We start from the raw sequence: 11,061 nt of genomic DNA on the forward strand, positions 1-11,061 counted from the left end.
GAGGCCGCGGGCAGGCGATCGCCTGCCCGCGGCCTCTCACGCGGTCAGCCGTGCCTCGGCCACCGCCTCGGCGTCCTTGATCGCGTCGTCGCCGTCCCCGACGGTCCCGGTCACCTCGAGCACCGCGAACCTGGTCCCGTCGAGCATGACCGCGACCCCGCCGGTCGCCTTCCCCTTGCCGTTGAGGATGTCCATCCAGACGTGCTTGCCGTTCGTCAGCGGGCCGTTGTAGAGCTGCCCGTAACGCCAGTGCCCGGCCGGCTCCTGCTGACACTCCCGCAGCACCGCCAGCACCTTCTTGGCCGCCTTGGTGGCGCCGGCCTTGCTGGGTGCCTGGGCGATGGCCTCGCTCATGGTCGCGTCGTTCACCCCGTCGCTGTTCGACCAGACCGAGCTCATCGTGGTCAGGTGCTTGTTGCCGGTCAGTGCCTCGAAGTCGTCGCCGCGGTCGCAGATCGTGACCGGGCTGTCGCTGTACAGGTCGGTGGACTGGTAGTTGAGCTCGCCGACGGTGCGACTCACGTCGGCGCCGAGGTCCTGGCTCTGCACCAGGTTGCCGGTCCCGATGCCCGGTGCGTCGGCGGCGTTGGCGGCGTTGGCGGCGTACAGGCCGATGCCGCCCAGGCCGGCGATGCCGGCCGCGATCGCCGCGATCCCGGTCCGGCGCAGCAGCTGCGTGCGGGAGGTCGGCCTGCTGGTCCTGGTGCTCATCTCGATGGTCCTCTCGGTCACGGTTCGGCACCTGACGTCCCGAATCCGGAGATGGGAGGCGGGCAGCGCCGGATTTGTTGTGGGCCGCAGATCGAGGAGGCCCCTGGCGCCGTCCTGGATCGCGGACGCGGTCGGTGCCGGAAAATCGCTTGGCCGGTGGCGGGACGCGGCCTACCGTGGTGGCACACGGGAAAGGAGGTGATCCGAGGAATGAGTTCCGATCGGACGCGTGAGGTGGCTGCCCGCTAGCAGCCCCCGGGATGCCTCGGCATCCGCGTCGACGCCGTCGACGTGGGCTCTGGCGAATCCCCAGCAGCTACCCGACCCGCAGGCGATCCGGGCAACGTCCCCCGGAGTGGTCCACCCGGACCGCGCCTGCGGGTCGCTGCGTCTCCGGGCCGGCGAGCACCTCCCTCGCGGGAAGTTGCACAGGTCAACTAACGATGGATATAGTTGTCTGCTGCAACGAACTTCCGTCTTTGAAAGCGTGCCTGAGTGTCCCAGTCCGCATCAGTGAGTCAGCACGACTCCGACCAGATGACCCACCGCGAGATCATGGAAGCCCTCTCCGGGCTGCTGCTCGCGATGTTCGTCGCGATGCTGTCCAGCACCATCGTGTCGAACGCCCTTCCGCGCATCGTCGCCGACCTGCACGGTAGCCAGACCGGCTACACCTGGGTGGCCACCGCCACCCTGCTGGCGATGACCGCCACCACCCCGATCTGGGGCAAGCTCGCCGACCTGTTCAGCAAGAAGCTGCTGGTGCAGCTCGCCTTGGTGGTCTATGTGGTCGGCTCGCTGCTGGCCAGCGCCAGCCAGTCGATGGGCATGCTCATCGGTGCCCGGGTGATCCAGGGGATCGGCGTCGGTGGACTGATGTCGCTGGTCCAGATCGTGATCGCGAGCATGGTGCCGCCGCGCGAGCGTGGCCGCTACTCGGGCTACATCGGCGCCGTCTTCGCCGCCGCGACGGTGGCGGGTCCGCTCATCGGCGGCGTGATCGTCGACTCCGCCCTCGGCTGGCGCGGCTGCTTCTGGGTGGGCGCACCGGTGGCGGTGGTCGCCTTCGTCCTGCTGCAGCGCACCCTGCACCTGCCGGTGATCAAGCGCGAGGTGAAGATCGACTACCTCGGCGCCACCCTCCTCGTCGCCGGTGTCAGCCTGCTGCTGATCTGGGTCTCCATGGCCGGATCGCAGTATGACTGGCTCTCGGTGACCACGGTCGTGATGGTGCTCGGTGGCATCGCGCTGCTGGCGCTGGCCGCCTACGTCGAGGGCCGGATCGCCAGCGAGCCGGTCATCCCGCTGCACCTGTTCAAGGACCGCACGACCTCGCTCGCCACGGTGGCCTCGATCTTCATCGGCATCGCGATGTTCGGCGCGACCTACTACCTCTCGGAGTACTTCCAGGACTCCCGCGGCATGTCGCCGACCAAGGCCGGCCTGATGTCGATCTGCATGGTCGGCGGCCTGATGGTCTCCAGCCTGGTGACCGGTCGACTGATCACCCGGACCGGCCGGTGGAAGAGGTATCTGGTCGGCGGATCGCTGCTGCTCACCGCCGGGTTCGCGCTGCTCAGCACGCTCGACGGGGACACCAACCTGGTCCTGATCGGCCTGTTCATGGTCGTCGTCGGCATCGGCCTCGGCGCCACCAACCAGAACCTGGTGCTGGCGGTGCAGAACAACGCCGCGCAGGCCAACACCGGTGCCGCCACCGCGGTGGTCACCTTCTTCCGCTCGATGGGCGGCGCGATCGGCGTCTCGGCTCTGGGCGCGGTGCTCAGCCACCAGGTCCAGACGAAGGTCACCGACGGCGTCCCGGCGCTGATCGAGAGCGGCAAGGTCACCACCGACCAGGTCGCGGCCCTGGAGGGCGGCTCGGTGCCGGACATCAGCTCGCTCCCCGACGGGCTGCGCCAGCTCTACGAGTCGTCCTTCGGCAGCGCCAGCGGACACCTCTTCCTGATCGCCGCGCCGCTGGCCGCGATCGCCTTCGTCGCGATCATCTTCATCAAGGAGGTCCGGCTGCGCACCGAGCTCGCCGACCTCAGCGAGGAGGAGGTCGCGCCCGACGCGGCCGCCGAGCTCGAGGCCGGTGGGGCGCTGCGATGAGCGCGGCTGACGCCGAGGTCGCGACGCGGTGCGCCCGGCCGGACGGTACGGCGACCCGTCGGCCGACCACGCGGGCCGAGTCGCTCTACCGGCTGGAGAGCGAGATCGGCGTACTGCTGCGGCGGATCAAGCGGGTCGCGGTGCAGCGCTCCAAGGCGGTCCACCCCGACCTGCAGCCCGGCGGCTACATGATGCTGATCTGGATCGCCGACCACGGGCCGGTGCGGGCCAGCGCGCTCGCCGAGGAGTTCGACATCGACAAGGGCGCGGTCAGCCGGACGGTGCAGCACCTCGGCGACCTCGGCCTGCTCGACCGCGAGCCGGATCCGGCCGACGGGCGTGCCGTGCTGGTCTCGGCCAGCGCCGAGGCCCGCCACCGCCTCGACGCCGTGGAGGAGCAGCGCCGGGTCTGGTTCAAGGAACGCCTCCGAGGCTGGACCGTCGCCGAGCTGACGACGCTCGCCGAGGACCTGGGCCGCTACAACCAGGCCCTCGACGTCTGCGAGTGACGGTGAAGTGAGGGCGAAGTGACGGTGGGTGGCGGCACCTGATCGGGCGGTTGCCGGCGTCAGCGACGCCGGTCAGCGCAGCCAGGCGGCGGCGTTCGGCGGGAGTCGCCGACCGGTCACCGAATCGCTCGCGATCAGGATCTCGCCGTCGGGCAGGTCGATGGGCGCCGTACCGGCGTTGAGGACGACCCGCAGCGGTCCGCGACGGAAGGCGAGGACGTCCGGGCCGCGATCCTCGATCAGCACCTCCGGATCGGCTCCTCGCGCGTGCTCGCGTCGGGCGGCCAGCGCGGTCCGGTAGAACTCCAGGGTGGCGGTGGCCACGCCGGTCTGCGCCTCGACCGTCAGCGGCGCCCAGTCCATCGGCTGGGGGAGCCAGGGCTGACCCTCCCCACCGAACCCGTACGACGGCCGGGTGCCGGCCCAGGGCAGCGGGACCCGGCAGCCGTCCCGGCCGACATCGGGCTGGTCGGTGTCACGGGTGCGCAGCCAGCTCGGGTCCTGCCGGGCCTCGGGCGGCACCTCGACCTGCTCCAGGCCCAGCTCCTCGCCCTGGTACAGGTAGACCGAGCCGGGCAGGGCGAGCATCGCCAGCGTGGCGGCGCGGCCACGGGCCACCCCCAGAGCGCCGCCGCCGTAACGGGTCGGGTGCCGCACCACGTCGTGGTTGCTCAGCACCCAGGTCGGGGTCGCGGCCACCCTGCTCAGCGCGGCGAGCGTCCCCCGGATGACCTCGGCGAACGCCGCGGCCGACCAGTCGGCCAGCAGCCAGGCGAAGTTGAACGCCTGGTGCATCTCCTCCGGCCTGACGTAGCGGGCCAGCGACGCGGGCGTCTGGGTCCACGCCTCGGCGACCAGCATCCGGTCGCCGGGATACTCCTCGAGCAGTCGTCGCCAGCTGCGGTAGATCTCGTGCACCTCGGGCTGGTCCCACATCGGCTCGTCGCTCAGGCTGCGCTCGATCATCGTGGTGGCGTCCGATGACGGCTCCGTTCCGGTCGGCAGCACCTGGTCGCGCAGCGACTCCTCCTTGACCAGGCCGTGGGCGACGTCGATGCGGAACCCGTCGACGCCTCGATCGAGCCAGAACCGCAGCACGCCCAGGAACATCTCGGCGATCTCGGGGTTGCGCCAGTTCAGGTCGGGCTGGGAGCTGTCGAAGAGATGGAGGTACCACTGCCCGGGCCGGCCGTCGGCCTCGGTCACCCGGGTCCAGGCGGGGCCGCCGAAGACGGAGCTCCAGTTGTTCGGCGGCTCGGTGCCGCCGGGTCCGCGGCCGTCGCGGAAGAGGTAGCGGGCCCGCTCGGCGCTCCCGGGACCGGCGGCCAGGGCCGCCGCGAACCACCGGTGCTCGCTGGAGGTGTGGTTCGGCACCAGGTCCACCACGACGCGCAGCCCGAGCCGGTGCGCGCGCTCGATCAGCGCATCGGCGTCGGCCAACGTGCCGAAGCGCGGTTCGACGTCGGTGTAGTCCGCCACGTCGTAGCCGTGGTCGTGCTGCGGGGAGGGGTAGAACGGCGTCAGCCACAACGCGTCCACCCCCAGATCGCGCAGGTGCGGCAGCCGCGCGGCGATGCCGGGGAGATCGCCGAGACCATCGGCGTTGCCGTCGGCGAAACTGGGCACGTAGACCTGGTAGGTGACCGCGTCTCGCCACCATGGTGGCGGTGCTGTTCCGGGTCTCGCCCCGGCGCTGATCGAAGACTGGCTCAGACTCACACGCGACACCCTAGAATGTCGGTGTGAGCGACCTGATCGACACCACCGAGATGTACCTGCGCACCATCTATGAGCTGGTCGAGGAGGGGATCGTCCCGTTGCGTGCCCGGATCGCCGAGCGGCTTCACCAGAGCGGTCCGACCGTCTCGCAGACCGTGGCGCGGATGGAGCGGGACGGGCTGCTGACCGTCGAGGGTGACCGCCACCTGCAGCTCACCGACGAGGGCATGCGGCTGGCCACTCGGGTGATGCGCAAGCATCGACTCGCCGAGCGGCTGCTGACCGACGTGATCGGCCTGGACTGGGAGCTGGTCCACGAGGAGGCCTGTCGCTGGGAGCACGTGATGTCGGAGACGGTGGAGCGGCGGTTGCTCGAGCTGCTCGGTCAGCCCACCGAGTCGCCGTACGGCAACCCGATCCCGGGGCTGGTCGAGCTCGGTGCCGACGGCTCGAGCGAGGAGTTCATGACCGGGGTCCGCTCGCTCTCCGAGGCGGCGAGCCAGGAGAAGTCCACGGTGCTGGTGCGCCGCATCTCCGAGGAGATGCAGAAGGACGAGACCCTGATGAGCGCGCTGCGCCGGGTCGGGGCGCTGCCCGATCGGACCGTCTCGGTCCAGGCCACGCCCGACGGAGTGCTGCTCGGCTCGGCCGGCGAGACCGCCGAGATCATCCCCGAGGCCGCCGACCACATCTTCGTCCGGGCGGTCTGACCGACCGGCCTGGCGCGGTCCGGCTCAGGCCCGGCCGGCAAGGGCGGCGAGGTCGGCGAGGAACTCGCTGGTCCCGGCCGGGACGGTGCACCGGGCCAGCGGGTCGCCGCGGGTCTCGCCCCGGTTGACGATGACCACCGGTACGTCGATCTTGGCCGCATGCCTGACGAAGCGGAGGCCGCTCATCACGCTCAGGCTGGACCCGGCGACCAGCAACGCGCCACCTCGCCGGCTCAGCCGATCGAGGGCGTCGAAGCAGGCCACCACTCGGTCCCGGGGCACGTTCTCCCCGAAGAAGACGACGTGCGGCTTCAGGATCCCGTCGCAGCGGGCACACGACGGCACCCGGAAGCCGTCGGTCTCCTCCAGGTCGACGTCACCGTCGGGCCGGGTCGGCACCTGCACGTGGGCGGCGGCCCAACCGGGGTTGAGCCGCTCCAGCAGGTGCTGCAGGCCGGCCCGGCTGGTGACCCAGTGGCAACCGAGACAGGTCACCTCACAGATCCGGCCGTGCAGCGCCACCACCCGACGTGAGCCCGCCCGCTCGTGCAGGCCGTCGACGTTCTGGGTGATGAGCAGGTCGGGGTCGAGGGCGGCCACGGCCCGATGTCCGCGGTTCGGCTCGGCGGTCCGCATCCGCCCCCAGCCGAGGTGGCTGCGCGCCCAGTAGCGTTGCCGCGCCGCCGGGCCGCTGAGGAACTCGGCGATCGTCATCGGCCGCCGGGCGGGGCTGCCCGGGCCGCGATAGTCGGGGATGCCCGAGTCGGTGGACACGCCGGCGCCGGTGAGCACCACCAGCGGGCGGTCGGCGAGGAGCGCCAGGGCCTCGTCGTACGCCGTGCCGACCAGCGCCTCCGGGCTCACCGGGCGTACCGCGCCTCGGCGCGAGCCTTCCGCTTGGCCGCCTCGGTCTCCCGGTCCTTGGGAGGCGCGGTGGTGACCAGCGCGTCGAGCAGCCGCTGGGTCTCGGCGGCGATCGCGACGACGGCACGGTCGAAGGCCGCCTGGTTGACCTGGGAGGGGTGGGTGCTGCCGCTGACCTTGCGCACGTACTGCAGCGCCGCGGCACTCACCTCGTCGCTGGTCGCCGGCGGGTGGAAGTTGTTCAGCGGACGGATGTTGCGGCACATGGCCCCAATCTACGCGCGGCCTCGCCGGCCGGTCCGGCCTCACACGTCGACGAACCGCACCCGCGCGCCGGCGACCAGCACCACCCGCCCGTCCGGCAGCCCGATGGTGCGCACCTGCGCGATGGCGCGGTGGCCGTGCGCGACCGGCTGGAGCCGGCGCAGGTGCAGCCGGTGCCCGTGCACCCACATGACCGACAGGTAGCCGACGTGATGGCGCCGGATGACGGTGAGCACATGGCGTCCGTCCGGCGGCCAGGTGAAGGCGCGCGGGTCGGTGTCGGTCACCGCCGAGCTGCCCCGCGGGTAGTGGTGTACGTCGAGCTGCCGTACGTGGTCGAGGTCGGAGACGTCGAAGAGCGCGATCTGGGCACCCGAGCCACCCTGGCCCACGCCGATCATCCGGTCCGGCCCGAGCGGATGCAGGTAGCTGGAGAAGCCGGGGATCTTCAGTTTGCCCAGCAGGCGGGGACGGTCCGGGTCGGAGAGATCGACCGCGTAGAGCGGATCGACCTGGCGGAAGGTGACCACGATGGCGAGCTCGTCGAACCAGCGCACCGCCGTCAGCTCCTGACTCCGCCCGAGGCCGTTGAGGCGGCCGGTGACCTCGAGCCGGGTGCCGTGCCGGTGCAGCAGCAGGATCGAGGTGCTGCCGCCCAGGGCGCCCAACGGCTCCACCGCCAGCCGCAGGGTGCCCTCGGCGGAGTCCATCGACCAGCGGTCCGCGAGCCGGCCCGGCACGCTTCCGGAGGCGACATGCCGAGCGGTGACACCGTCCAGGGCGAAGTCGAAGAGATAGGTCCGGCTCCCGGTGGGCATGGCGCCGACGGGGTCGCCGGGTCCGCCGGGGTAGGCCACGTCGGCCCACCAGGTGGTGGGGGTAGCCGCCAGGTAGAGGTCGGTGGCCGACTCGTAGGCGATGTCGACGCTGCCCGCGATGCCGATCGCCTGCGGTGAGCTCGGCTGGCCGGCGTCGAACCCGACCACGCTGACGGTGTCCAGGCCGATCCGCCTGGTCGGGATCGCCACGTTGCGGCAGTCCAGCAGCGTGCTGGTCCCGCTGCCGGCGTCGTAGGTCGGCAGCCAGTCGCCGATGGTGGAGCGCCGGACCGCCCGCCTGTTCTCGCGCAGGGCCTGGCGTTGGGTGCGGTGTCTGGTCGGGTGGACGAAGGCCAGGTCCGGCAGGCCCGCCGAGAGCACCAACCGGACCGTGCCGCCGTGCTGGCGCGCGGAGAGGAGCGTGGAGTCGTAGCCGACCTGGCCGGTGAGCGTCGGCGTGGACGGGTCCGCGATCGACACGGTGATCACCCAGGTCCGGCCGGCGATGGCATCGCCCCCGGCGCGCCCGGTGCCGAGCACCGTCACGGTGTCGTCGTGCAGCAGCAGTTCTCCGTCGTGGAGCGGTTGGCCGATCCGCATCGAGCCGACCCGCCGGACCGAGGTCCCGGTCAGGTCGAAGACCTGCAGCACCTGACCACGCAGCCGGACCAGCGTGCTGCCGTCGCTCTTGACCGTGTCCGGCTCGTCGACGCCCCGCTCCTGCACGTTGGTGCCGGTGTCACTGGCGACCTGTCGGCTGGTGCTCGGCGAGTCCGACGCCAGCGGTACGGCGGTGCCCTCCGTGGCCGCGCGCACGCCGAACCAGCGCTGCCAGCCCCAGGCGGTGACCTGGGCGAGTCCGCGGTCGACGTACGCCGTCCGGAGCTGGCCGCACGAGGTCGCCGCCGGCAGGTCGGCCTGGAACGCGGCCAGCGAGGGGCCGGTGCCGCCGGTCGAGTCGGTGTGGGTGGAGCCGGATCCCGAGCCACCGGTCACGGTCCCGGCGACGAAGGCGCCCGCCACCACCGCCAGTCCGGTGGCCGCGGCGAGCGGTGCCAGCAGTCGCCGCCGGCGTCGTACGGCGCGCTGTCGACGTGCCCGGCGCAGGAGCTCCTCGGTGGGCGGATCGGAGGGGGAGAGCGCCTCCCAGAGACGTTCGAGGTCGGTCATGAGCTGCGTCCGGTCAGGTCGTGGAGATGGTGGTCGGCGGCGAGCATCGCCAGCGACCGGGACAACCGGGACTTCACCGTCCCGGGAGCGATCCCGAGAGCCTCGGCCGTCTGCGCCTCGGTGAGCTGGACGAAGTAGCGCAGCACGACGACCTCGCGGTTCGGCTTGGTCAGCGCGGCCAGTGCGCGGTGGACCGCGTCGGCGACGGCGATCGAGTCCTCGGTGTCGTCACCGATCGCGCCCGCGAGGGCGTCCGAGACCGAGGTGACGTCGCGGTCGACGCGCCCGCGCCACCAGCGGGTGCGTCTGGCGTCGCGCAGGCAGTTGAGCAGGATCCGGTAGATGTAGGCGTCCCGGTCCGCGGCGCCGCTGACCTTCTCCCACCCGGTGTAGCAGCGTAGGCATGCGGTCTGCGCGAGATCCTCCGCCTCGTGCGGCTGGGCGCCGAGGAAGACCGCCGCCCGGACCAGGGAGGCCCAGCGCGTGGTGACGAACTCGGCGTAGGCCGACTCGGCTGATGTGTCCACCCGCTCTCCGTCCCGGCCGGTCCTGCGTCCATCAGATCACCGAGACCGCGCCGTGCGGTGCGATCTCTCTGCATTCCTATGACGGGTGCCGAGGCGCCGAAGGTTCCGTCCGGGCGAGCGCGCGGGCTGCGGCCGGCGAGCGCGGGTCAGGTGCCGCAGCGTGGGCGCGGGATGCCCGCCTCCCCGGGGTGCCGGACGCGACGCGCCAGCGCCGCCGCCTGGGAGCGGCGGGTGACACCGAGCTTGGTGAAGAGCGCGGCGGTGTGGTTGCGCACCGTCTTCTCCGCCAGCTGCAGCTCGCCGGCGATCTGTCCGTCGGTGAGATCCTCGGCGATCATGTCGAGCACCAGGCGTTGCCGCGGGGTGAGCTCGGCGACCGCCGCGCGGGCGTGCCGTCGCGCCTGGACCTCGACCACCACCCGCGCGGCGGCGATCGGGTCGATGAGGGTGTGACCGCTGGCCACCAGCCGGAGTCCGTCGACCAGACTGGCCACGCCGTTCTGCTTGAGCACATAGCCGCAGGCGCCGGCGAGGATCGCCGAGGCGACCGTCTCGTCGTCGTCGTAGGTGGTGAAGACCACCGTCCGCGGTGCCGGCGCGAGATCGCGGGCTCGGCGGCACAGCTCCACGCCGGAGCCGTCGGGCAGCTCCACATCGATGACACAGACGTCCGGCCGGGCCTCGGTGAGCAGCCGACATCCCTGGGCGAAGGTGGCCGCCTCGCCGACGACCTCGATCGCGGGCTCGCGATCGAGGTGACTGCGCAGGGTCAGTCGGATCAGCTCGTTGTCGTCGACAAGGAGCACGCGGATCTTGGGGAGCACGCTGTGATTGTCACCGAAATGGGTGAATTCTGCGACCGATTCACCAACTTGGCACGCAACTGACACCAGTATGGTTCGGTTTGGCCGGGTCGCCTGTCCTCGTCGAGTCTGTCAGAGTCGGGCCATGAGTCGTGAGTTCGATGTCATCCTGGTGGGGGCCAGCGGCTTCACCGGCGGCCTGTGCGCCGACTACCTGGCGGCGCACGCACCGGCGGGCCTGCGGTGGGCGATCGCCGGCCGGAACGCGGAGCGGCTCGCGCAGGTCCGCGACCGTCTCGCGGCTGGCCGGCCCGAGACTGCCCGACCCGAAGACACCCGGCCCGATCCGGACACCGGCGAGTCCGGGGACGGAGTCGGGCTGGTCACCATCGATCTGGCCGACCCGGCCTCGGTCGCCGCGGTGGCGGCCCGGACCCGAGTGCTCATCACCACCGTCGGCCCGTATCTGGAGCACGGTGAGCCGCTGGTGCGTGCCTGCGCCGAGGCCGGGACCGACTACGTCGATCTGACCGGGGAGCCGGAGTTCGTCGACCGGATGTTCCTGGCCTACGACGCGCCGGCGCGGGAGAGCGGGGCCCGGATCGTGCATGCCTGCGGATTCGACTCGGTGCCGCACGACCTGGGCGCCTACTTCACCGTTCGCGAGCTGGCCCGCGGCGGCGCGCTCGGCCCGGTGAGCATGCGCGGCGTGGTGCGGGCCAGTGGCGCCGTGTCGGGCGGCACTCTGGCCTCGGCGCTGGGACAGTTCAGCAGGGCGCGCGAGGTCCGGTCCGCGGCGGTCCGGCGCCGCACGAGCGAGCGCGCCGCCGCGACGGGGGAGCGGCGCGCCC

General features: G+C 71.9%; 11 protein-coding genes. 4 read left to right on the forward strand and 7 right to left on the reverse strand.

The window, feature by feature from the left end; genetic code table 11:
- Positions 1-36: 36 nt before the first annotated feature.
- The gene (locus QM638_RS11305) at positions 37-732 is read right to left on the reverse strand and encodes a hypothetical protein (RefSeq protein WP_415142073.1); all 696 of its coding nucleotides are present in this window, start codon (positions 730-732) and stop codon (positions 37-39) included.
- 492 nt (positions 733-1,224) lie between these two features.
- On the opposite strand from QM638_RS11305, the gene QM638_RS11310 reads away from it, so the two are divergent.
- Together QM638_RS11310 and QM638_RS11315 are read left to right on the forward strand one after the other, a co-directional pair.
- Positions 1,225-2,826 (forward strand): MDR family MFS transporter, encoded by a 1,602-nt coding sequence (locus tag QM638_RS11310; protein WP_415142074.1) that lies wholly within the window; start codon positions 1,225-1,227, stop codon positions 2,824-2,826.
- Positions 2,823-3,335: a MarR family winged helix-turn-helix transcriptional regulator gene (locus QM638_RS11315; RefSeq protein ID WP_415142075.1), complete on the forward strand. Its 513-nt coding sequence runs from the start codon at positions 2,823-2,825 to the stop codon at positions 3,333-3,335. Before QM638_RS11310 ends, QM638_RS11315 begins: the two co-directional genes overlap by 4 nt.
- Positions 3,336-3,407: 72 nt before the next feature.
- Here QM638_RS11315 and QM638_RS11320 read toward each other — a convergent pair whose 3' ends face one another.
- On the reverse strand, positions 3,408-5,054 hold the full coding sequence (locus tag QM638_RS11320) for an alpha-amylase family glycosyl hydrolase (RefSeq protein WP_415142076.1): 1,647 nt from the start codon (positions 5,052-5,054) through the stop codon (positions 3,408-3,410).
- A 23-nt stretch (positions 5,055-5,077) separates the two neighbouring features.
- Here QM638_RS11320 and QM638_RS11325 point away from each other — a divergent pair, with 23 nt between their 5' ends.
- Positions 5,078-5,764 carry a metal-dependent transcriptional regulator gene (locus QM638_RS11325; RefSeq protein WP_415142077.1) on the forward strand — a complete coding sequence of 229 codons (687 nt, stop codon included), beginning with the start codon at positions 5,078-5,080 and terminating at the stop codon, positions 5,762-5,764.
- Between the two features lie 24 nt (positions 5,765-5,788).
- Here the strand turns inward: QM638_RS11325 and QM638_RS11330 are convergent, their stop codons facing one another.
- The 5 genes from QM638_RS11330 to QM638_RS11350 all read right to left on the reverse strand — a co-directional run bounded on the left by QM638_RS11330 (position 5,789) and on the right by QM638_RS11350 (position 10,231).
- Positions 5,789-6,628 carry a Sir2 family NAD-dependent protein deacetylase gene (locus tag QM638_RS11330; RefSeq protein ID WP_415142078.1) on the reverse strand — a complete coding sequence of 280 codons (840 nt, stop codon included), beginning with the start codon at positions 6,626-6,628 and terminating at the stop codon, positions 5,789-5,791.
- Positions 6,625-6,894: a DUF2277 domain-containing protein gene (locus QM638_RS11335; protein WP_415142079.1), complete on the reverse strand. Its 270-nt coding sequence runs from the start codon at positions 6,892-6,894 to the stop codon at positions 6,625-6,627. The genes QM638_RS11330 and QM638_RS11335 overlap by 4 nt, the downstream gene beginning before the upstream one ends.
- Positions 6,895-6,933: 39 nt before the next feature.
- Positions 6,934-8,880, reverse strand: coding sequence for a beta-propeller domain-containing protein (locus tag QM638_RS11340; RefSeq protein WP_415142080.1), 1,947 nt, complete (start codon positions 8,878-8,880; stop codon positions 6,934-6,936).
- Positions 8,877-9,407 (reverse strand): SigE family RNA polymerase sigma factor, encoded by a 531-nt coding sequence (locus QM638_RS11345; protein ID WP_415142081.1) that lies wholly within the window; start codon positions 9,405-9,407, stop codon positions 8,877-8,879. The genes QM638_RS11340 and QM638_RS11345 overlap by 4 nt, the downstream gene beginning before the upstream one ends.
- 146 nt (positions 9,408-9,553) lie before the next feature.
- Entirely contained in the window at positions 9,554-10,231 is a 678-nt protein-coding gene (locus QM638_RS11350) for a response regulator transcription factor (protein ID WP_415142082.1), read from the reverse strand.
- Between the two features lie 124 nt (positions 10,232-10,355).
- Here QM638_RS11350 and QM638_RS11355 point away from each other — a divergent pair.
- Positions 10,356-11,061, forward strand: a 706-nt coding sequence (locus QM638_RS11355; protein WP_415142083.1) for a saccharopine dehydrogenase family protein, incomplete at its 3' end; no start/stop codon positions are given.

Origin of the sequence: Nocardioides sp. (assembly GCF_047606145.1) — a bacterium.
Taxonomy (GTDB): Bacteria; Actinomycetota; Actinomycetes; order Propionibacteriales; family Nocardioidaceae; genus Nocardioides.

Bases quoted from the DNA above. Each gene is read 5' to 3' on its own strand.
- QM638_RS11315 (WP_415142075.1), top strand. From the start codon at position 2,823: ATGAGCGCGGCTGACGCCGAGGTCGCGACGCGGTGCGCCCGGCCGGAC.
- QM638_RS11335 (WP_415142079.1), bottom strand. From the start codon at position 6,894: ATGTGCCGCAACATCCGTCCGCTGAACAACTTCCACCCGCCGGCGACC.
- QM638_RS11340 (WP_415142080.1), bottom strand. From the start codon at position 8,880: ATGACCGACCTCGAACGTCTCTGGGAGGCGCTCTCCCCCTCCGATCCG.